Annotated in this window: 16 protein-coding genes; 4 read left to right on the forward strand and 12 right to left on the reverse strand. The window is 70.1% G+C overall.

Annotated features, from left to right (window positions below):
* Positions 1 to 132 precede the first annotated feature (132 nt).
* Entirely contained in the window at positions 133 to 1,641 is a 1,509-nt protein-coding gene (locus DDF67_RS15215) for a UxaA family hydrolase (RefSeq protein WP_109101713.1), read from the forward strand.
* On the opposite strand, the gene DDF67_RS15220 is transcribed toward DDF67_RS15215, so the two are convergent.
* The 5 genes from DDF67_RS15220 to DDF67_RS15240 form a co-directional block, all read right to left on the reverse strand.
* Positions 1,642 to 3,387, reverse strand: coding sequence for a serine hydrolase (locus tag DDF67_RS15220; RefSeq protein WP_233247667.1), 1,746 nt, complete (start codon positions 3,385 to 3,387; stop codon positions 1,642 to 1,644).
* 138 nt (positions 3,388 to 3,525) lie between these two features.
* Positions 3,526 to 3,825 carry a hypothetical protein gene (locus DDF67_RS15225; RefSeq protein WP_109101714.1) on the reverse strand — a complete coding sequence of 100 codons (300 nt, stop codon included), beginning with the start codon at positions 3,823 to 3,825 and terminating at the stop codon, positions 3,526 to 3,528.
* Between the two features lie 95 nt (positions 3,826 to 3,920).
* Entirely contained in the window at positions 3,921 to 5,453 is a 1,533-nt protein-coding gene (locus DDF67_RS15230; RefSeq protein WP_109101715.1) for a M20/M25/M40 family metallo-hydrolase, read from the reverse strand.
* 67 nt (positions 5,454 to 5,520) lie between these two features.
* Complete coding sequence (locus tag DDF67_RS15235) at positions 5,521 to 7,122, reverse strand: FAD-binding oxidoreductase (RefSeq protein ID WP_109101716.1); 1,602 nt, start codon at positions 7,120 to 7,122, stop codon at positions 5,521 to 5,523.
* Positions 7,123 to 7,170: 48 nt separating this feature from the next.
* Positions 7,171 to 7,521, reverse strand: coding sequence for a hypothetical protein (locus DDF67_RS15240; RefSeq protein WP_109101717.1), 351 nt, complete (start codon positions 7,519 to 7,521; stop codon positions 7,171 to 7,173).
* 198 nt (positions 7,522 to 7,719) lie between these two features.
* Here DDF67_RS15240 and DDF67_RS15245 point away from each other — a divergent pair, with 198 nt between their 5' ends.
* Entirely contained in the window at positions 7,720 to 9,168 is a 1,449-nt protein-coding gene (locus tag DDF67_RS15245; protein WP_109101718.1) for a mannitol dehydrogenase family protein, read from the forward strand.
* Positions 9,169 to 9,334: 166 nt separating this feature from the next.
* Here the strand turns inward: DDF67_RS15245 and DDF67_RS25760 are convergent, their stop codons facing one another.
* The 4 genes from DDF67_RS25760 to DDF67_RS15265 all read right to left on the reverse strand — a co-directional run bounded on the left by DDF67_RS25760 (position 9,335) and on the right by DDF67_RS15265 (position 13,801).
* The gene (locus DDF67_RS25760; protein WP_199229253.1) at positions 9,335 to 9,703 is read right to left on the reverse strand and encodes a PRC-barrel domain-containing protein; all 369 of its coding nucleotides are present in this window, start codon (positions 9,701 to 9,703) and stop codon (positions 9,335 to 9,337) included.
* Positions 9,704 to 9,762: 59 nt separating this feature from the next.
* Positions 9,763 to 10,323: a sugar transferase gene (locus DDF67_RS15255; protein ID WP_109101781.1), complete on the reverse strand. Its 561-nt coding sequence runs from the start codon at positions 10,321 to 10,323 to the stop codon at positions 9,763 to 9,765.
* Between the two features lie 7 nt (positions 10,324 to 10,330).
* Positions 10,331 to 13,396, reverse strand: coding sequence for a coiled-coil domain-containing protein (locus DDF67_RS15260; RefSeq protein WP_109101719.1), 3,066 nt, complete (start codon positions 13,394 to 13,396; stop codon positions 10,331 to 10,333).
* 198 nt (positions 13,397 to 13,594) lie between these two features.
* Positions 13,595 to 13,801: a hypothetical protein gene (locus DDF67_RS15265; RefSeq protein WP_109101720.1), complete on the reverse strand. Its 207-nt coding sequence runs from the start codon at positions 13,799 to 13,801 to the stop codon at positions 13,595 to 13,597.
* 225 nt (positions 13,802 to 14,026) lie between these two features.
* Between DDF67_RS15265 and cysD the strand changes: the two genes are divergently transcribed.
* Together cysD and cysN are read left to right on the forward strand one after the other, a co-directional pair.
* Positions 14,027 to 14,998 (forward strand): sulfate adenylyltransferase subunit CysD, encoded by a 972-nt coding sequence (gene cysD / locus DDF67_RS15270; protein ID WP_408608612.1) that lies wholly within the window; start codon positions 14,027 to 14,029, stop codon positions 14,996 to 14,998.
* Positions 14,998 to 16,905: a sulfate adenylyltransferase subunit CysN gene (cysN, locus tag DDF67_RS15275; RefSeq protein WP_109101722.1), complete on the forward strand. Its 1,908-nt coding sequence runs from the start codon at positions 14,998 to 15,000 to the stop codon at positions 16,903 to 16,905. Before cysD ends, cysN begins: the two co-directional genes overlap by 1 nt.
* 133 nt (positions 16,906 to 17,038) lie before the next feature.
* Here the strand turns inward: cysN and DDF67_RS15280 are convergent, their stop codons facing one another.
* The 3 genes from DDF67_RS15280 to DDF67_RS15290 all read right to left on the reverse strand — a co-directional run bounded on the left by DDF67_RS15280 (position 17,039) and on the right by DDF67_RS15290 (position 20,713).
* Positions 17,039 to 18,205: an MFS transporter gene (locus DDF67_RS15280; protein WP_109101723.1), complete on the reverse strand. Its 1,167-nt coding sequence runs from the start codon at positions 18,203 to 18,205 to the stop codon at positions 17,039 to 17,041.
* 182 nt (positions 18,206 to 18,387) lie between these two features.
* Positions 18,388 to 20,097 (reverse strand): methionine--tRNA ligase, encoded by a 1,710-nt coding sequence (gene metG, locus DDF67_RS15285; protein WP_109101724.1) that lies wholly within the window; start codon positions 20,095 to 20,097, stop codon positions 18,388 to 18,390.
* Between the two features lie 154 nt (positions 20,098 to 20,251).
* Positions 20,252 to 20,713, reverse strand: coding sequence for an EF-hand domain-containing protein (locus tag DDF67_RS15290; RefSeq protein ID WP_109101725.1), 462 nt, complete (start codon positions 20,711 to 20,713; stop codon positions 20,252 to 20,254).
* Between the last annotated feature and the right edge of the window lie 8 nt (positions 20,714 to 20,721).

Consider the following 20,721-nt stretch of genomic DNA (forward strand, 5'->3'; position numbering starts at 1 on the left):
TTTTGTCATACTCCAGCGTCGAAAGCGTAGCCAATCTGCGGCTAAAAGCGCGCTGGCGAAGCCCTTGACACCGGTTTCCACTCCCTTAGGACCGGATGGCAACACAAAAAGTCGCAAAGACAAAGACCCCAGATGAGCGAAACGGCCACCTTTCCCGGCGAATCGATCCACGGCGTCGATCCGCGCGACCACGTCGCCACCGCCCTGCGCCCCCTCGTCGCCGGTGAAACCGTCGACCTGCACGGCCAGCACATCCTGGTGCGCGGCGACATTCCCAAGGGCCACAAGATCGCCGTCCGAGCCGCCGCCAAGGGCGAGGACGTCCTGAAGTACGGCTGGCCGATCGGCCGGGCCAGCGCCGACATCGCCGTCGGCGACCACGTGCACGTCCACAATGTCGAGACGCGCCTGGAGGGCGTCGAGGGCTATGCCTACGCGCCCGCCGCGATCGACAACACCGAGGTCGTGGGCGAGCGCAGCTTCCTGGGCTATCGCCGCAAGAACGGCCGCGTGGGCACCCGCAACGAGATCTGGGTGCTGTGCACCGTCGGCTGCGTGGCCAACACCGCCCGCCGCATCGCCGAGAAGGCCAACGCCCGCTTCGCCGGCCGCGTCGACGGCGTCTTCGCCTTCCCCCACCCGTTCGGCTGCTCGCAGCTGGGCGACGATCTTTCCCACACCCGCCAGCTGATCGCGGGCCTGGCCGCCCACCCCAACGCCGGCGGCGTGCTGATCCTGGGCCTGGGCTGCGAGAACAACCAGCTCAAGGCGCTGCTGGAAAGCGCGCCGGACCTTGATGCCGAGCGCCTGCGCTCGTTCACCACCCAGTTCGTCGAGGACGAGTACGAGCAAGGCCTGGAGGCCATCGAGGCCCTGGTCGCCATCGCCGAGAAGGACCGGCGCGAGCCCGCGCCGATCTCCGAACTGGTGGTGGGCCTGAAGTGCGGCGGCTCGGACGGCTTTTCGGGCGTCACGGCCAACCCGCTGGTCGGCCGCATCGCCGACAAGGTGGCCGCCGCCGGCGGCACGCCGGTGCTGACCGAGATCCCCGAGGTGTTCGGGGCCGAGAACGTGCTGCTGCAGAGGGCTGCAAGCCGGGAGGTTTTCGACGAGGCCGCCCGGGTTATCGACGACTTCAAGCGCTACTTCATCGACAACCACCAGCCCATCTACGAGAACCCCTCGCCCGGCAACATCGCCGGCGGCATCACCACGCTGGAAGAGAAATCGCTGGGCGCGGTGCAGAAGGGCGGCCGCGCGCCGCTGGTCGAGGTTCTGCGCTATGGCGAGCGGGTGGGCCCGCATGGCCTGACCTTGCTCGAGGCGCCGGGCAACGACGCGGTGTCGTCGACGGCGCTGACCGCCGCCGGCGCCACGGTGATCCTGTTCACCACCGGTCGCGGCACGCCGCTGGGCTTCCCTGCCCCGACGCTGAAGATCGCGTCGAACAGCGCGCTCGCCGCCCGCAAGCCCTCGTGGATCGACTTCGACGCCGGGGTGGTGCTGGACGGCCAGACCATGGACCAGGCGGCCGACTCGCTGCTCGACCTGGTGGTGGCCACGGCCTCGGGCCAGGAGACCAAGGCCGAGCGCAACGGCGAGCGCGAGATCGCCATCTGGAAGTCTGGCGTGACCCTCTAGCTAGGGCACGCGCGGCGCTGGCAGGGCGCGTCCGTTCTGGTGCAGCACCAGGCTGATCGCCTTGCCGTCGGCGCCGAGCACGAACTCGGCGCGGGCGCGGACCACGGCCCAGTTCACCTCCGTCGGGCTCTGCGGAAAGACCTCGAAGGCCGGCTGGCCGGTCAGCTGGGCGAACAGCTTTCCGTCCTGCCGCGTCACCGTCAGGATCATCGCCGGAGCCAGGGCGTAGCGGCCGACCAGGGCGTCCAGCGCCTGAGGCGACAGGGTGACGGCCTTGGGCGTCGGCGCGGCAGGCGGCTCGACGCCGTCGGCCAGGCGCGGCGCGAGCGTGTTCTGGCCGTTCTGGTGGAGGGTCACGGCGCTGGCCCGGCCGTCCGCCCCGACGGTGAAGGTCAGCTGTGCGTCCACGACCCTGGTGAAGAAGGCCGTCGGCCCCTCGGCGAATATCTCGATGCGGGGCTGGCCGGTCAGCTGGCCGAACATCCGCGGGCCCTCGCGGGTGATGGTCAACACGGCGCCGGGCCCCAGCGCGTAGCGGCCGGTCAACCCGTCCAGCACGGTCGGCGGCAAGGTCGTGGCCTCGCGGGCCTTGACCTTGGGCGCGGTCTTCAGCGGCGCGCCGGTCAGCAGGTGCAGGCCCAGGTCCTCGACGCCCATGACGCTGGCGGTGTTGCTCAGCACCACCACGCCCAGCCCGCTCGTCCGATCGAAGCCGACGAAAATCTGGAAGCCCATGGTGCCGCCGCCATGGCTGACGATCTCGCCCGCGGGCGTCGTGGCGACATGCCAGCCCAGCGCCACCTGCACGTTCCCGCCCACCGGACGCCGAGGAACCAACTGCTCGGCCATCGCCGCCTTCAGCGGCGTGTCGACATAGCCGAGCTCGGCCGCCAGCAGCTTCAACAGGTCGTCAGCCGAGGACCGCAGGCCGCCGGCTCCGGCGAGGGTCGTCAAATCCCAGTGCGGCGTGACCGACAGGTCGGCGGTGTGCCCCGGCGAGAAGCGGGCGGCTAGCGGCGGCGAGAGCTTGATCGCGGTGCTCGACATACCCAGGGGGCCGAGCACCCGCCCACGCAGCACCGTCTCGTAGTCGCCGCCGGCGCGCTGGGCCAGGGCCCAGCCCAGCAGCCCGACGCCCAGGTTGGAATATTCGTAGGCCGCGCCAACGTCGCGGGTCAGGCTGTAGCGCCGCAGGAAGGCGTCGAGCAGGTCGGGACCATAGTCGGCGTAAGGATTGAGCGGATCGGCCATCGGCATGTTGTCCGCCAGCCGGGGCAGGCCCGAGGTGTGGGTGGCCAGGTCGATCAGGGTTATGGCCTTGCCGTTGCGTTCGGGAACGACCGAGCCGGCCGGCAGGAGCTTGACCACGGGCTCGTCGAGCCTGACCTCGCCGCGCTTGACCATGTCGGCGAGCAGCAGGCCAGTGAGGGCCTTGGTCACCGAGCCGATCTCGAACAGGGTCTGGCCGTTGACGGGACGAGGGTCGGCCGCGCCGTAGAGGCCTCGGGCGATCACGCGGGGGCCCTTGGCGTCGATGATGCCGACCACCATGCCGGCGGCCTGCTTGTCGACATCGACCCGCTGGGCCAGCACCTGACTGATGGCCGCGTCGGACAGGCGCGTCTCGGCGGCGGAAGGGGTCGCGGTCTGGGCTGCGGCGGGCATGGCCACGAGCAGCGCGACGGCGGCGACCGCCATGCTCTTGAACAGACCGTCGATCAGGACGGTCACGGCGACTTTCCGCATGTGTCCCTTCCCCCCAGGCTCCAAAAGGCGAGCGGAGCCCTCCTCTCACTATGGTTGTGGAGGTCGCGCGAGGAAAGGTGATTTGGTCAGGCCGGTCACCGGACGGCGAAGGGCGGCGCGCTGGGCGCCGCCCCGGCTTCAGTGCGCGGCGTCCTTGGCCTTCTCGCCGGCCTCTTCGGCCTTATCGCCGGCCTTCTCGGCGGCTTCGCCAGCGGCAGCGGCGGCATCGCCGGCCGCCTTGGCCGTGGAGGTGTCGCCGGCCGCGGCCGCGTCGGCGCTGGCGTCGGCGGCGGTGTTGGCGGCGCTGGACGCCTGGGCCGCGGCCTCGGCCGCCTTCTGGCTTTCGACCGAGGCCTCGGCGGCCTTCTCGGTCTTGTTCTCGCAGGCGGTGATGGTCAGGGCGACGGCGGCCAGGCCGACCAACAGGGTATGACGCATGTGGATTCTCCCAGACGAGCTTCGCCGGTCTATCGCCGGCTAGAGCTCAACCACGGGCGGCGCGGTTCGTTCCGCCGCCCGTGGCGGGCGCGGCGTCACTGGGCTTCGGCGATCTCGTACATCAGGTCGACATAGCTCATCGTGCCGCCGACCAGGCCCTGGACCTTGGGGTTGCTGCTCTCGATCACGTAGTACTCATTGGGCGCATGGGCGCCGCTGCCGTGGCCCAGGCCGAACTGCCCGGCCGCCAGGCTGACCGGCGGGGAAGTAAACACCGTGCCGGGCCACGAGCCGGCCGAGCGCGGATACAGCGTCGCCGGCACGCCCGCCCGCTCATAGACCTTCAGCTGGGCGCGGATCAGGCGGCTGTTCTCGTCGGTCTCCGTGGGACCGTAACCGCCGCTGACATTGACCTCGATGTCGGGAAAGCCCCGCTTGTCGAGATGGGCCCGCAGCTTGGCCACCGCGTCGTCCTTGGTCATGTTGGGCACGAGGCGCAGGTCGATCTTGGCCACGGCCCGGCCGGGCAGCACGGTCTTGCCGCCGGGGCCGGTATAGCCCGAGACCAGCCCCTCGATATTGACCGTCGGCTGCGAGGCCAGGCGTTCCAGCGCCTTCTCCCACGGCAGGTCGTCGATCCAGCGGTCGACGCCCAGGATGCGCTTGGCCTCGGCCTCGTTGATGCGCTGGGCGGCCAGGCCGATCAGCTCCTTCTCGCGGGCGGTCAGCGGGCGGACCTTCTCGAACCAGCCCTCGATGGCCGGGGTGTTGCCGTCCGGCGTGACCAGGGTGGTCAGGGCCTGAACCAGCCGCCAGGCCGGGCTGTCGACCCGCGCCTTCTCGCTGGAATGGATGTCGGTCCTGGGACCCCTGCCCCACTTGGCGCCGCTGGACACCAGCTCCAGCTCGACGATGCCCTTGGCGCCCAGGTTGACGCTGACACCGCCGTTGCCGGGGCTCTGCCAGCCGGCCGGGATGATCACCCCCTCGCACCTCTTCAAGGCCGCCAGCACGTTGGGCTTGGTGACGACCTGGCGGAAGTGCGGGCTTCCGATCTCCTCCTCGCCCTCGCAGACCAGCACGAGATTGACCGGCGGCTTCTTGCCGGCGGCGCGGATGGCGTGCAGCCCGGCCAGGAACGAGGCCTGCGGCCCCTTCTGGTTCACCGCCCCGCGCCCGACGATCACCTTGCCGAAGCCTGGCTTGTCGACGATGCGCGCCTCCAGCGGCGGCGAGCTCCATTCGGCCGGGTCGTACTGCTTGACGTCATACATGAAGTAGATCGCCAGCCAGCGCCTGGCGCCGACGTCCAGCACGCCGAAGACACCGGGCGCGCCGTCGGTGGCCACCTTCTCGACGCCTGTGAAGCCGGCGTCGCGGGCAAGGGCCATCATGTAGTCGGCGCCCTTGTCCATGTCGCGGTTCTCGGCGGCGATGGACGGCAGGGCGATCCAGTCCTGGATGCGCTTGACCGAAGCCTCGTAGCCGGCCTCGGCGGCCTTGCGGATGACCGCCAGGTCGGCGTCGCGGACCGAGGGCCTGGCCGCCGCGGCAGCCAGGCCCGGGGCCAGAAGGGTGGCGGCGGCCGCGCCGGTCATAAGCGCGCGGCGGCTAGGAACGTCGGACATCGTCTTCCCCACTGAACTCTGCGTAGCGAGGATAGGAGGCCACGACTCGCCGGCGAGCAAGCGCGCCCTACGGTCTGGGGATCGCCTGGTTGAAGTTGAACACCCGGTCGGGGTCGGCCTTGGCCTTGATCGCCTTCAGCCGGTCGAGGTTTTCGCCGTAATAGGCTTTGGCGAAGTAGTCGGGCTTGGCTGGATCGTGCGACAGCGAGGGGTCGACGAAGTTCTGGTAGGCGCCGCCGCCGGCGCGCGGCTGCATGGCGGCGTAGAACTCGTCCTGCCAGACGCGGTTGGCGTCGAGCAGGATCTTGTTGTGGCTGTCGCCCTCGCTCCAGTAGAGGCCCACCACCATCAGCCAGTGGCTGTCGCGGTGGACGAAGGCGGTGTCGCGGGCCTTAGGTATGTTGATCGCCCCGCCGGTCTGGAAGAAGCGCAGGTCGCAGTAGCCGTTGACGCCGGGCCACTGGCGCAGATGCCTGAAACCCACGGCGAGGTCCTCCAGCCCGAACTTCGGATTGTTCACGAAGGCCGAGCGCTCCTGGTAGAAGGTGGCGAAGCCGTCCTCGTGCAGGAAGTCCTGGGCGGCCCAGTAGGGCAGCTCGTTCATGCCCGCCCCGCCGGTGGGCTGGGCCGCGTCGAGCACCGGCTTGAGGATCTTCAGCAGCTCTTCGCGCGGGCCGTCGTACTGGCCCAGCACGCTGATCGGCACGTCGTATCCGGCCTTGTACTGCAGCGGCGTAATCGCCCCGAACGACACCCGCGAGCCCAGCTTGCCCGAAGCGCCGTTCAGCGCCTCTATCAGCATCGCGCCCAGGGCCTCGACCGAGACGCGGGGGCGGATCTCGGGCGTGCGGCTCCAGGAAAGGTCGAAGACGGTGACGACCTTGTCCTTCACGTCGAAGGTCTGCATGGCGAATTCGGTGCTGACGCCGAAATTGCCGCCGCCGCCGCCCTGGCAGGCCCAGAAGAGGTCGGCGTCGCGCTGCTCGGGAGCCTTGGCCAGGAGCCGGCGCTGCGAGCCGTCGGCCAGCACGATCCTGCTCTCGACCAGCTGGTCGCAGGCCATGCCGTGGCCGCGCATGTTGAAGCCGATGCCGCCGCCCAGCAGGAAGCCGGCCGCCCCGACCGACGGGCAGCGGCCGTGGGTCACCGCCCGGCCCTCTGACCGCAGCAGGCGATAGAGGTCGCGGTTGCGGGCGCCCGCCCCGAACCGGGCGACGCCCGTGGCCTTGTCGTAGCGGGCATGGTTGATCAGGCTGGTCTCGATCAGCAGGCCGTCGGTGACCGAATAGCCGGCATAGGAATGGCCGCCGCCGCGGATGATCGGCCGGACGTTGTTCTCGCGCGCCCAGCGGACGGCGAAGCCGACCTCGTCGGCCGAGGCGCAGCGGGCCACGCCCTGCGGCAGGGTGTGCGCGTAGCGCAGGTTGTTGGGCAGGGCGATCACCTGATAGTCGGCGTCGCCCTGGCGCAGCAGGCGTCCCGACAGCGCCTTGGACAGCTGGGCCCAGCGGGCCTCCGGCGGGCCGCCGGGAGACGGCGTCGGCGGCAGGGCCGCAAGACGGGGCGACAGCGCCATGGCCGCCTGGGGCGCCAGGGCGGCGCTGGCCGCCAGGAAGCCGCCCGCGGCCAGGAAGTCACGCCGGCTGGCGAAATAGCGCTTGGTCTGCATCGTCTCCCCCTACTTTTGTCGGTCTTGTGTGCTTGTCGCGATCGCCCGTCAGAGGCAGTCGGCCGCCGCCTTGCGAAGGTCGGGCGCGCCGGCCGGACGCTTGGGATCCAGCATCAGCTTCTCATCGCCGCTCAGCCCGGCGCGCGCCGCGTCGAAACCGTCGTGGCGGCCGCGCGCATAGTCCTCCAGCGCGGTCATCGCCTTGGGCGACAGCTGGGCCTGCAGGACGTTGGAGGCGCAGGAACAACCCACGCGGTCGAGCTTCAGCCCGAAGTCGGCCAAGTCTCCGTCTATGCAGGCCCTGGTCACCGCCTCGCGCTGGGCGGCCGGCGTATCGGCCTCAACCCGGCTGCAGCCGCCAATCGCCAGAACGGCCAGGATCGTCAGAATCGTACGCATGCTCTTCCCTCAAGCCGCCAGGGTGGCGATGCACGCATCGGTTTTATGTGAAAATTATAACGCGCCGCGGGTTTCTCCGGCCATCGGGCGCCGCTGCGGAAAGTCTTTGCAAAACCGCCATTGCCACCGGTGTCTTCCTGGCTCATCTAGGCGCTCGGGCGGGCCTCAAGACCCGCCGGACCATTATCGAGGCGCCCCGTGACCACTGACACCGCCGCCAGCCAGGCCCTGCGCCTCTCCGCCGCCAGCGCCCCGGCCGCCCTGCCCGGCGTGACCCTGCCGGCCTATGATCGCGACAAGGTCGAGATCGGCGTCGTCCACTTCGGTCCCGGGGCCTTCCACCGCGCCCACCAGGCCTTCTATTTCGACCAGTTGCTGGCCAACGACCCGCGCTGGGGCGTCTGCGCCGTCTCGCTGAAGAGCCCCGGCGTGCGCGATGCGCTATCGCCGCAGGACGGCCTCTACACCCTGGCCCAGCTGGACCATGAGACCAGTTTCCGTGTCATCGGCTCGATCCTGGAGGTGCTGGTCGCGCCCGAGGATCCCGAGGCTGTGTTCGCCCGCCTGGCCGCGCCCCAGACCCGCATCGTCACCCTGACCGTCACCGAGAAGGGCTACACCCTGACCGGCGAGGGCAAGCTCGACACCACCCACCCCGACATCGTCCACGACCTGGCCGAGCCCCGCCGTCCGGTCAGCGCCGTCGGCTACATCGTCGAGGGCCTGCGCCGCCGCTTCGCCGCCGGCCTTTCCCCCTACGCCGTGATCGCCTGCGACAACCTCGCCGACAACGGCTGGCGGCTGAAGGCGGCCACGGTGGCGTTCGCCCAGGCGGTCGATCCGGCCCTGGCGTCGTGGATCGAGCAGAACGCCGCCTTCCCGCGCACCATGGTCGACAGCATCACACCGGCCACCGACGACGCCCTGCGCGCCCGCGTGCAGGCGGCTACGGGCCTCGCCGACGCCTGGCCGATCCAGCGCGAGGCCTTCACCCAGTGGGTGGTCGAGGACGTGCTGGGCGACGGCGCGCCGGATCTGGCCAGCGTGGGCGTGACCCTGACCGACGACGTGCGCGGCTTCGAGCGGGCCAAGCTGCGCCTGCTGAACGGCGTGCACTCGACCCTGGCCTATGCCGGCCTGCTGAAGGGCCACGAGACCGTGTTCGAGGCGGTGGGCGATCCGTCGCTGGAGGCGCTGGCCCGCGACCTGATGGCCAAGGACATCATCCCCACCCTGACCGCGCCGCGCGGCCTGGACCTGGCCGCCTACGCCGAAGCCATTCTCGAGCGTTTCCGCAATCCCGAGATTCGCCACCTCCTCAGCCAGATCGCCTGGGACGGCTCGCAAAAGCTGCCGTTCCGCATCCTCGGCACGGTGAAGGACGCCCTGGACGCCGGCCGCGACGTCGATCGCCTGGCCGTGCCGATCGCCGCCTGGTTCCATTTCCTCAAGGCGCGCGCCGCCGAGGGCGCAGCCGTCACCGATCCGCTGGCCGACCGGCTGCTGGCCGTGGTCCAGGCCCTGCCGGGCGAGGTGAAGGGCGATGTCGCAGGGTTCCTGGCGGTCGAGGCGGTGTTTCCGGCCGACCTCGCCGGCGATACGAGGTTCGTGGCGGCGGTCGAAAAGGCCTACGGCGAGCTGGGCTGAGCCCTGGCGAGCGCTCAGCAGCCCCTGCCGCCCACAAGAGGCCGGCGATCACATTGCTCGAAAGCCCCCCGAGCAGGCGCTGCAGCAGGAGCGGTGTTGGGCGTCGGACATGATGGGCGGCCCGCCTGAACGAACCGTTCGATAAGCCGGGCCGCCCCTTTTTAGTCTACGGCTTCCAGTCCGGCAGGTTGGCCAACTGGTCCTTGGTCAGCTTGGTGCGCACCAGATAGTCGTTGGGGTCGCCGGGCTCCGGAGCGACCGAAACGTCGGCCAGCGCCACCACGACCTTCTTGTCGGGACCGACGCGGTCGATCTCGATGACCACGGCGGTCGGCTTGCCGGCGGCGTCCAGCAGCACGTGCTCGACCTCGCCGGCCTTGCGATTGGCCGAGTCGATCACGTCGGCGTCCTCGATCTGACCGACCGTGAAGCTGCCCTTGGCGCTTAGGGTCTCGTCGCGGGCGATGGTGGATTGGGCGAAGGCCGCGCCGCCGACGAGGGCGAGCGCGACGGCGGTCAGGGCGATCCGCGTCATGGGCGTTACTCCGTGTTGATGCGGAAAGCCAACGCTCCGTACACGGCGCCGTTCCTCGCTCAGGCGCGCACGCCCCTGCCCAGCACCACCGGGGCGACCGTGCCCAGCAGGATCTTCAGGTCGAACAGGAAAGAGGCGCGGGCCAGGTACTCGGCGTCCAGCGCCACCTTGTCGGGAATGGCCAGCTCGTCGCGGCCGTTGATCTGCGCCCAGCCGGTGACGCCAGGGCGCAAGGCGTGGACGCCGGCGGCGGTGCGGGCGGCGACGAGATCGTCCTGGTTGAACAGCGCCGGGCGCGGGCCGACAAGGCTCATGTGGCCGACCAGCACGCTCCAAAGCTGGGGCAGTTCGTCCAGGCTGGTCTTGCGCAGGAACGGGCCGACCGGCGTCAGCCAGCGATGCGGATCGTCCAGCAGGTGGGTGGCGACCTCGGGCGTGTCGATCCGCATGGTGCGAAACTTCGGCATTGGGAAGAGGCGGTTTCCCCGCCCCACCCGCTGCGACCAGTAGACCGCCGGCCCCGGCGAAGTGGCGCGCACCAGCACCGCCACCACGGCCAGCGGCAGGGCCAGCACGAAAAGGCCCGCCGCGGCGGCGGCGAAGTCGAAGGCGCGCTTCAGCACGGGATCAGGCCAGGTCGCTGGCCGCCGCATCGAGCAGCAGGTAGGCGCGGCCGGCTTCCGAGGCCAGCAGCGCGGCGACCAGGAAGCCCTCGCGATCCTGCTGGGCGGCCTCGTTGATCATGCCAGCGTAGCGGCGCACGAACCGCTCGGCGTTGCCCTTCAGCGTGTTGTCGGAGAACAGGCGGCGGACCAGGCGGCGGATCGCGGCCGGGGCCAGCTTCTTGACCACCTCGCGGGCGCCGGTCTCGTCATGGGTCTGGATGGCGGCGGCGATCTCGTCGATGCGGCCGCGCGGCAGCAGGGCCGACGGATCGATGCCCATTGCCAGGATCTCGCCGGCCAGCTTCTCGCCCAGGGCCGCGTCGCCCGGCGAGCTGGCCTGCATGTCGCCCAGCAGGTTCTTCCAGCTCCAGCCGCCGTCGTCCTGTGCGGGCTCGGGCGGCGCCGGCGCCGCGCCACGACCGCCGGCGGCGTCGAACATGGTGCGGAACTCGTCGTCGGTGGCCGTCGGGGTCAGCTTCAGACGCTGGCGCGGCGGCGGCTCCAGCGGCGCGAACTCGTCGGACGGATAGGCGGGCGGATAGGCCGGCGGCGGGGTCTGGGCGCGCGGCGGCTGCGCCGCGGGCTGCACCGGGGGCGGCGGGGCCTGACGCTGCTGCGGCGGAGGAGCCGGCTGCGGCGCGGGTTGCGGGGCCGGTTGAGGCGCCATTTGGGGCGCCGGTTGAGGCGGACGCACCAAGGCCGAAGCCCCGCGGCTCTGCGGAGGAGCCGCGAAGCTGGGGGTCTGGGCGGCGGCCGCGTTCATCTGGGTGACCGCCTCGCTCAGCATCTCGTAGTTGCGGCGAACGCGGTCCTGGAAGGCCTGGTCGATGGCCGCCGTCTCCTCGGCGGTCTTGCGGGCGGCGGCCCGCAGGTCGTCGATGCCTTTCTCGATCTGGGCGCGGACCTCGGCGGCGCGGGCCAGGGCCTCGCCCGGCAGGGCGGCGCTGCTCTGGCCGGCCTCGACCAGCAGGCGCTCCATCTCGGCGATGGCGGAGCGGGCGGTCTCGACGCTCTCGGCGAGCTTCTGGGCGGTGCGGGCCCCGGCCTGCTCGACCACCTGGGCCGAGTTCTCGATCAGGTCGCGGGCTTCCTGCATGCGCGACTCGAACACGGCGTCGGCCTTCTGGCCGGCCGAGAAGGCGATCTCGTTCAGCTGGTCGACGCGGCCGCGGGCGGTCTCGACTCGCAGCTCGACGCCCTCGCCTGCCCTCTGGGCGGCCTCGGTGATGGCGTTCATGGCGCGGGTCAGCTCGGCTTCCAGGTCGCCACGACGATCTGTGGCGGCCGCCTCCAGGCGGGCCAGGGCGGCTTGCGTCTCGGCCGCCAGGGCCTCGCGCTCGGCGCGGGCGGCCTCGGCCATCTCGCGCAGCTGGTCGCCGGACGAGACGATCAGGCCGCGCAGCACCTCGGCGCCCATGGCGGCGATATCGCCCAGCTCCGAAGCGCCGACGCGGGTATAGGCCACGAACTCGGTGAGCTGGGCGGTGCGGGTCTCGGTCTCGGAGGAGAAGTCCTCCTGGTCGGCGCGCAGGGCCTGGGCGGCGGCCACCAGGGCGGCGCGCTGCGAGGCCAGGCTGCGTTCGACGCTGCCGATCTGGTCGCCGACTCCCTGGCCGGCGGTCTCAAGCCGGGCGATCTGGCGCGACAGGTCCTCGGCCCCGACGCGAGCGGCGTCCGAAGCCTCGGCGGCGGCGGCGGCCAGATCGGCGGCGCGGGCGGCCAAGGCGGCCTCAGCTTCGCGCAGCTGGGTTTCGGCGAGGTCGGAAGCTTCGGCGACCATGCGCGCCTGGCTGCCGATGGCGTCGACCACGGCGGTGGACTGGGTGTCGAGGGTGGCCGACAGCGCCTGCATGGCGCTGCGCTCGTGGCCCAGGCCCTCGGCCAGCTGCCTGGCCATGCGGCTCGACGAGTCGGCGGCCTCGACCAGGCGGGCGGTCTCTTCAGCGAGCGCCTGGCGCAGGGTGACGATGCGCTCGCGGGCGGCGTCGGCGGCGCTGGTGGCCGCGTCGATCTGGCCGCTCAGCGCGTCGACCACGCCGGTGGCGCCGGCGGCGGCCAGGGCAGCGGGCGTCAGCAGCTGGTCGGTCAGCTGACGGGCCCGGCGCAGCTCGGCCGAAACGCCCAGGACCTGGCGCAGCATGTAGGCGGCCAGCAGGATGAAGGCGGCGGGACCGGCAGCCAGGGCCGCGAACACCGCCATGGTCACCGGCATCGGCAGGGTCGGGCCATAGCCCAGGGCGAACATCACCGGCGCCACGGCCCACAGGGCGGCGACGCAGACCGACAGGCTCCAATAGACGCCGCCCGGCATCGGCTTGCGCTCGGCGATCTCGGCCAGGGCATGCACAGGACGATCGGCCACGGGCGGACGCGCGGCCGGCTCGGACTTTGCGGGCGGCTCGGGATCGGGACGCGGGGCCGGCGGCTGGGCCGCGGCGGGCGCGGTCAGGAAGGTGGGCAGCGGCGACAGGTCGTCGGCGGCCGGCGGATGTTCGGCCGTCCGCGTGCGGCGGCGCGGCTCGGGCGGCGGCGCGAACGCGTGCATCGGCTCGGGGGCCGGCGGCGGAGCCTCGGCCACGGGCTCGGGCTCCGGCGCAACCGGTTCCGGTTCGGGCGGGGGCGAGCTCCTGAAGAACGACCGGCGCGCGGTCGAGCGATCCTCGCGCAGCACCGGCTCGAACGGATCGGGGACCGGCTCAGGCGCGGCTTCCTGCACAGGCTCCGGCGTAGGTTCGGGCTCGATCGTCGAGGTCAGCGGTTCGGGCGCGGGTTCGGGCTGCGGCTCGGGCGGCTGGTAGGACGGCGGACGCGCGCCGCGCGGCGGCGCGGCCAGGAAACCAGTCTCCGGCAGGTCGGCGATGTCGAGATCATTGTCGGGTTCGCTGATCGGCGCGTCGGGATCGGGCTCGGCGACGTCGAAGGCCGACAGGTCCGACTCAGGCAGGCCAGAAGCCGGCGCCGCATCGTCGCGGGGCGTCTCCACCGGCAGGGTGGAAAAGTCGAGCGGTCGGCGCTTCTTAGGCTTCATACGCAGCCACTGTCCCAAGGCGAACGACGAGGGGGCCTTTTACAGCGACACAGCGCGCAAGCCCCTTCTCCGCGCAGGCGAATAAACCTAGCCGCGAAAGGCGCCCGCGCATAGCCGGTTGACGCGGTTTTCCCCAAAGGGGGCCGAGTGTTGCGCGATTCTCTTGTGCCTCGCCCCGACGTTCCCGGGGCGGACGGATCAAGCGCGGGCGAGGCGCGCGGCCTGTTCGGGGCAGATGATCCCGGGCGCGGTTTCGAGGCGCGCGGCCTCGCGCGGCGAACGCGCGACGGTGCGTTCGACCTTCGGCTTGATGATCGTTTCCTCGATCACCACGCCGAACTGGCACAGGGCCGTGGCCGAGAGCCACAGCACGATCGCCGCGAGGAGTTCTGACAAGAAGGACATCGGCTTACCCGTCGATCCGATAGCGCCGTTATGCCGTAATCCATGGCAAGGCTCGAATGAACTTTTGGTCATGTTGCCGCAACGGCGCCCACACAAGCTGACAGCGCCCCTAGATTTCTGCGCCTTGCCCCGAAAGGCCCGGGGACCTAGGTCGCAGGCTCCCCCGGTTCTTCATCTCCCGCCGCCGGGCGAGAGGCGAAGTCTTTCTGTTTGCGGACGACCGTCTTGGCCCTTACCCAGCTTGCACCCCAGGCGCCCGCCGTCGCTTACGAGCCGACCATGCCCGTGATCACGCCCGCCCGCCTCACCCACCTGCAGCGCCTGGAAGCCGAGAGCATCCACATCATGCGCGAGGTGGCCGCCGAGTGCGAAAGCCCGGTCATGCTGTACTCGATCGGCAAGGACAGCGCGGTGATGCTGCACCTGGCCGCCAAGGCGTTCTATCCGAGCAAGCCGCCCTTCCCGCTGCTGCACGTCGACACGACCTGGAAGTTCAAGGCGATGTACGAGCTGCGCGACAAGATCGCGCAGGAGCTGGGTTTCGACCTGCTGGTCCACAAGAACCCCGAGGCCGAGGCGCGCGGCATCAACCCGTTCGACCACGGCAGCGCGCTGCACACCGACCTCTGGAAGACCGAGGGCCTCAAGCAGGCCCTGGCCAAGTACGGCTTCGACGCGGCCTTCGGCGGCGCTCGCCGCGACGAGGAGAAGAGCCGCGCCAAGGAGCGCGTGTTCAGCTTCCGCTCGGCCGAGCAGCGCTGGGACCCGAAGAACCAGCGCCCCGAGCTGTGGAAGCTCTACAACACCCGCAAGCATCCGGGCGAAAGCCTGCGCGTCTTCCCGATCTCCAACTGGACCGAGCTGGACGTCTGGCAATACATCCACCTGGAGAACATCCCGATCGTGCCGCTCTACTTCTCGGCCCCCCGTCCGGTGGTCGAGCGCGACGGCGCGCTGATCATGGTCGACGACGAGCGCTTCCGCCTGCGCGAGGGTGAAGAGCCGCAGATCAGGAGCGTGCGCTTCCGCACCCTGGGCTGCTATCCGCTGACCGGCGCCGTCGAGAGCACCGCCTCGACCTTGCCGCAGATCATCCAGGAGATGCTCCTGACCACCACCAGCGAGCGCCAGGGGCGGGTCATCGACCACGACCAGTCCGCCTCGATGGAGAAGAAGAAGCAGGAGGGCTACTTCTGATGGCTCACCAGTCCGCCCTCATCGCCGAAGACATCGAAGCCTATCTCGAGGCTCACCAGAACAAGTCGCTGCTGCGCTTCATCACCTGCGGCAGCGTCGACGACGGCAAGTCCACCCTGATCGGCCGGCTGCTCTACGACAGCAAGATGATCTTCGAGGACCAGATGGCCGCCCTCGAGGCCGACTCCAAGCGGGTGGGCACGCAAGGCGGGGCGATCGACTTCGCCCTGCTGGTCGACGGCCTGGCCGCCGAGCGCGAGCAGGGCATCACCATCGACGTCGCCTACCGGTTCTTCTCGACCGACAAGCGCAAGTTCATCGTCGCCGACACCCCCGGCCACGAGCAGTACACCCGCAACATGGTTACCGGCGCCTCGACCGCCGACGCGGCCGTGATCCTGATCGACGCCCGCAAGGGCGTGCTGACCCAGACCCGCCGCCACTCCTACCTCGTCAGCCTGCTCGGCATCCGCAACGTGGTGCTGGCGGTCAACAAGATGGACCTGGTCGACTGGGACCAGGCGGTGTTCGACGCCATCGTCGCCGACTACCGCGCCTTCGCCGACAGGATCGGCCTCTCCGTCTTCACCCCGATCCCGATCTCGGGCCTGGGCGGCGACAACATGGCCGTGCGCAGCCAGCACACGCCCTGGTTCGACGGCCCGATCCTTATGGACTGGCTGGAGAGCGTCGAGGTCGAGGACAGCCTTCAGGCCCAGCCGTTCCGAATGCCGGTGCAGTGGGTCAACCGCCCGAACCTCGACTTCCGCGGCTTCTCGGGGCAGCTGGCCTCGGGCGTGGTCAAGCCGGGCGACCGGGTTAAGGTGCTGCCCTCGGGCCGCGAAAGCCGTGTGTCGCGCATCGTCACCCTGCCGGGCGACCTGGACCAGGCCGTCGCCGGCCAGTCGGTGACCATCACGCTCACGGATGAAGTCGACGTCAGCCGCGGCGACGTGCTGGTCGCCGCAGACAGCCCCTGCGCCGTCGCCGGCCAGTTCGAGGCCACCCTGGTCTGGATGGACGACGAGCCCCTGCCGCCCGGCCGCTCCTACCTGCTGAAGATCGGCGCGCGCCTGGTCGGCGCCAGCGTCACCGAGATCAAGCACCGGGTGAACGTCAACACGCTGGAGCACACGGCCGCCAAGCGGCTGGAGCTCAACGAGATCGCCCACGTCAACCTCTCGCTCGACCAGGCCATCCCGTTCGAGGCCTATGCCGACAACCGCGACCTGGGCGGCTTCATCCTGATCGACCGGATCAGCAACCGCACCGTCGGCGCGGGCCTGCTGAACTTCGCCTTGCGCCGGGCCGACAACATCCACTGGCAGCATACAGACGTCTCCAAGACCTCGCGCGCGGCCCTGAAGAGCCAGCGCGGCCGGGTGGTCTGGCTGACGGGCCTGTCGGGCGCGGGCAAGTCGACCATCGCCAACCTGGTGGAAAAGCGCCTGCACGCGCTGGGCCGCCACACCTACCTGCTGGACGGCGACAATGTGCGCCACGGCCTCAACAAGGACCTGGGCTTCACTGAAGAGGACCGCGTCGAGAACATCCGACGCGTGGCCGAGGTCGCCAAGCTGATGGTCGACGCCGGCCTGATCGTGCTGACGGCGTTCATCTCGCCCTACCGGGCCGAGCGCCGCCTGGCGCGCGAGATCCTGAACGAGGGCGAGTTCGTCGAGGTGTTCGTCGACACCCCCCTGGCCGTGGCCGAGAGCCGCGACGTCAAGGGCCTCTACAAGAAGGCGCGCTCGGGCCAGCTGAAGAACTTCACCGGCATCGACAGCCCGTATGAAGCGCCCGAAGCGGCCGAACTGGTCATCGACACCACCAAGGTCGATCCGGTGGTCGCCGCCGAGCGGATCGTCGAATGGCTGGAAGGCCAGGAGATCTCGTACGAGATCTGATCAGGTCTCCCCCTTCCCCCTTGATGGGGGAAGGGTCGGGGATGGGGTGACCTGCTGAATTGGCGGCGGCTCAGCGTCGAACGCCGCATCGCCCCACCCCTGCCCCTCGCCCAACAAGGGGGAGGGATGAGCGTCACGCCCCCGCCCTCACCCGCGAACTACGTCCCAGCACCAGAGCGCCTGCCAGCCCGGCCGCGCCCAGCCCCGCCATCGCCCAGTACCCCCGCACGCCCAGGGCGTCGAACAGCGGGCCCGAGGCCAGGGTCGCCAGGCCCAGGGTGAAGCCCTGCGACACCGCAGAGTTCAGGGCCTGGGCGGCCGAGGCGCTGCGGGGCGGCGTCAGGCGCTCGATCAGTTGCAGCGAGGCCAGGAAGCTGGCGGCGAAGGTGAAGGCGTGCAGCATCTGCAGCGGGAACAGCGCCCATAGAGGCGGGGCGAAGGCGTAGGCGGTCCAGCGGATCACAGCCGCCCCAGCGCCCATAACCAGCAGGCGTCCGGGGCCGACGCGGCGGCGCCACGACTCCAGGAACCACATGAAGCCCACCTCGGCGGCGACGCCGACGCCCCAGAGCACGCCGATCATCGGCTCGGGGATTTCCTGCTTGCGCCAGAGGATGGTCGAGAAGCTGTAATAGAAACCGTGCGCGCCCTGGATCAGGCCGGCCGTGACCACCGCCAGCACGAACACGCGGTCGGTGAGCAGGCTGCCCAGGCCCTTCCAGCGATCCCGTCTGGCCGGCGCCTCGCCCTCGTCATGCACGCGCTCTGGCGGAACCAGGGCGAAGGCGGCGAAGGCGGTCAGCAGGGCCGCCACGGTGATCCAGACGACGATGACCTCGGCGCCGACCAGGGTCAGCACCACGCCCATGGCCAGGTTGGCGGCGATGAAGGCGCTGGATCCGCTGCCGCGCGGCAGGCCATAGTTGAAGCCTTCCAGCCGCGCCCGGCGCAGGGTCACCACGTCGATCAGCGGCGAGATGGTCGAGAACAGCGTCGCGCCCAGGAGCCAGCAGACCAGCAGGCTCCAGAAGCCCGGCGCGACCAGCATGGCGAGGTAGGCGGCCGCGGCGGCGACCGCCAGCAGGATCATCGGCGAGCGGCGCAGCCGGAAACCGTCGGCCCATACCGCCAGTATCGAGCCGGTGAAGGGCTTCAGCAGCAACGGCGCTGCCAGCACGGCCCCGATCTCGGCCCCCGACAGGCCCTTGGCCCGCAGAAAGGTGGCCACGTAAGGCAGGCTCACCCCGATGACCAGATAGATGGCCACATAGAACAGGCTGAGACGGGCGACGAGCGGCATGGCCGCTCCGTAGAGCGCTGTGCGATGAAGTGGAAGGACTTTCAGACCCTCCCCCTGAAGGGGGAGGTGTCGGCGAAGCCGACGGAGGGGGAACTGGCTTCCCACGCCTACGGCTTCACCAAGTTCAGCAGGGACTTCCCCCTCCGGCCCTTCGGGCCACCTCCCCCTCGGGGGGGGATCTTTTACTCCGCGCCCCCAAACCGCGCGGCCCATTCGGCGATCATGTCGTCGTCGATCTTCTTGAACAGCACTTCGGGCGCGCGGACGGTCTGGCCGGCCGGGACGGTCGAGAGTTCGGCGGCGACGTCAGACGACGGCCAGGCCGGCGGCCAGGCCTGACCGAAGGCCTCGCCGATCTTCTCGGCGGCGAACGGGATGAACGGGGCCGAGATGCGGGCGTAGAGCGCGGCCAGGTTCAGGGCCGTGCGCACGATCACCGCGGCGCGGTCGCGGTCGGTCTTGATCGCCGTCCAGGGAGCGGCTTCCTGCAGGTACTCGTTGCCGACCACCCACAGGGCCCGCAGCGCCTGGGCGCTCTTGCGGATCTCGATGGCGTCCATCTGTTCGGCGAGGTCGGCCAAGCGCTCGGCGACGTCGGCGTAGAGCTTTTCCTCCAGCGGACCGATCTCGCCACCTTCCGGCACGACGCCGTCGAACTTGCTTTCGGTGAACTTCAGGATGCGGTTGACGAAGTTGCCCAGCACGTCGGCCAGGTCGCGGTTCACGGCGCTGGCGAACTGCTCCCAGGTGAAGGCCGTGTCGCTGCCTTCCGGCGAGTTCGAGGTCAGGTACCAGCGCCACAGGTCGGGCGGCAGGATGTCGAGCGCCGCATCCATGAACACGCCGCGTTTGCTGCTAGTCGAGAACTTGCCGCCGTACCAGTTCAGCCAGTTGAAGGCCTTGAGCATGTCGACGCTCTTCCACGGCTCTTCCGAGCCGAGGATGGTGGCGGGGAAGCTGACGGTGTGGAACGCGACGTTGTCCTTGCCCATGAACTGCACGTAGCGGACGTCGCCTGCGCCGGCGTCGGTGCGCCACCACGAGCGCCAGTCGCGATCGGCGCCGCCTTCCGCCCACTCCTGGGTGGCGGCGATGTATTCGATCGGGGCGTCGAACCAGACGTAGAAGACCTTCTCTTCCATGCCCGGACGCGGCAGGCCGTCCTTGGTCACCGGCACGCCCCAAGCCAGGTCGCGGGTGATGCCGCGATCGATAAGGCCTTCATCGAGGTGCTTGTAGGCGATCGACTTGGCCAGGGTCGGCCAGTCGGGGTGGCTGTCGACCCAGGCGCGGATGCGGTCGGCCATCTTGGTCTGGAGCAGATAGAGGTGCTTGGTGTCGCGCACCTCCAGGTTCCGCGAGCCCGAGATCACCGAGTACGGGTCCTTCAGGTCGGTCGGATCCAAGAGGTTGCCGCAGTTGTCGCACTGGTCGCCGCGGGCCTTTTCAAACCCGCAGTGCGGGCAGGTGCCCTCGATATAGCGGTCGGGCAGGAAGCGGCGGTCGTCGATCGAGTAGACCATCTGGTCGACCCGCTCCTCGATCAGCCCCTGGGCTTCCAGGACCTCGGCGAAGTGCTGGGTCAGGCGATGGTTCTGCGGCGAGGACGAGCGGCCGAAATGGTCCCATGACAGGCCGAAGGCGCGGCCCACGTCATGCTGCAGCACGTGCTGCTCTTCGCAGTAGGTCGCAACGTCCTGGCCGGCGGCCGAGGCGGCCAGCTCGGCCGGGGTGCCGTGCTCGTCGGTGGCGCAGATGTAGAGGGTTTCGTGGCCCCTCGCCCGCTGGAAGCGCGCATAGACGTCGGCCGGCAGCATCGAGCCCGCCAGGTTCCCCAGGTGCTTGATGCCGTTGATGTACGGCAGGGCCGAGGTGATCAGAATGCGGGCCATGGGACGGGGCGTCTTTCCGGGGGCGAACAGCGAAGGGGAGATGTCCGCATATAGAAGCCCCCGCGCCGAAGGGAAAGCGTCGCGCGCGTCCCTCGCGATCCGGCGGCAGCCCCTGGCTCCAAAGGGGATGAAGAGCCAGGGGCGCCCCCCGGCGTCAGTTCGTGTCCGCGGCCACCGGATCGGCGGTCGAAACGACGCCGTCCTTGTTGGTGTCGTGGGTCACGAACATCCGCCAGCCCGAATAGGCGAACTCGGCCGGGGTGATGCCGCCGCTCTTGTCGCTGTCGAGCACGCCGAAGCGCACATCGGCCTGGCGCATCTGGCGCACGCGCTCCTCTTCCTTCTTCTCGGCGGTCTCGGTCGAGGCGGCCAGGCGCTTTTCGAGCCGGCCCTTGAACTCGCCGACGTACTCTTCCTTGGACAGCACGCCGTTCTTGTCGGCGTCGATGGCCTTGAAGAGCTGGTCGCGGGTGATGACGAACTCTTCCTTGGTGACGATCCCGTCGCCGTTGACGTCCTGCTCCTTGATGAAGGTGTCGCGGGCGTGCGAGGCGGCCAGGGCCGGGGCGGAGACGGCGGCCAGGACGGCGGCCAGGATCAGGGTGTTGCGGATCATGTCGGCTC

The sequence above is a fragment of the Caulobacter endophyticus genome (genome assembly GCF_003116815.1).
Taxonomy (GTDB): Bacteria; Pseudomonadota; Alphaproteobacteria; order Caulobacterales; family Caulobacteraceae; genus Caulobacter; species Caulobacter endophyticus.

Coding starts and splice junctions, on each gene's coding strand:
- DDF67_RS15215 (WP_109101713.1), top strand. CDS start 133: ATGAGCGAAACGGCCACCTTTCCCGGCGAATCGATCCACGGCGTCGAT.
- DDF67_RS15220 (WP_233247667.1), bottom strand. CDS start 3,387: ATGCGGAAAGTCGCCGTGACCGTCCTGATCGACGGTCTGTTCAAGAGC.
- DDF67_RS15225 (WP_109101714.1), bottom strand. CDS start 3,825: ATGCGTCATACCCTGTTGGTCGGCCTGGCCGCCGTCGCCCTGACCATC.
- DDF67_RS15230 (WP_109101715.1), bottom strand. CDS start 5,453: ATGTCCGACGTTCCTAGCCGCCGCGCGCTTATGACCGGCGCGGCCGCC.
- DDF67_RS15235 (WP_109101716.1), bottom strand. CDS start 7,122: ATGCAGACCAAGCGCTATTTCGCCAGCCGGCGTGACTTCCTGGCCGCG.
- DDF67_RS15240 (WP_109101717.1), bottom strand. CDS start 7,521: ATGCGTACGATTCTGACGATCCTGGCCGTTCTGGCGATTGGCGGCTGC.
- DDF67_RS25760 (WP_199229253.1), bottom strand. CDS start 9,703: ATGACGCGGATCGCCCTGACCGCCGTCGCGCTCGCCCTCGTCGGCGGC.
- DDF67_RS15260 (WP_109101719.1), bottom strand. CDS start 13,396: ATGAAGCCTAAGAAGCGCCGACCGCTCGACTTTTCCACCCTGCCGGTG.
- DDF67_RS15265 (WP_109101720.1), bottom strand. CDS start 13,801: ATGTCCTTCTTGTCAGAACTCCTCGCGGCGATCGTGCTGTGGCTCTCG.
- cysN (WP_109101722.1), top strand. CDS start 14,998: ATGGCTCACCAGTCCGCCCTCATCGCCGAAGACATCGAAGCCTATCTC.
- DDF67_RS15280 (WP_109101723.1), bottom strand. CDS start 18,205: ATGCCGCTCGTCGCCCGTCTCAGCCTGTTCTATGTGGCCATCTATCTG.
- metG (WP_109101724.1), bottom strand. CDS start 20,097: ATGGCCCGCATTCTGATCACCTCGGCCCTGCCGTACATCAACGGCATC.
- DDF67_RS15290 (WP_109101725.1), bottom strand. CDS start 20,713: ATGATCCGCAACACCCTGATCCTGGCCGCCGTCCTGGCCGCCGTCTCC.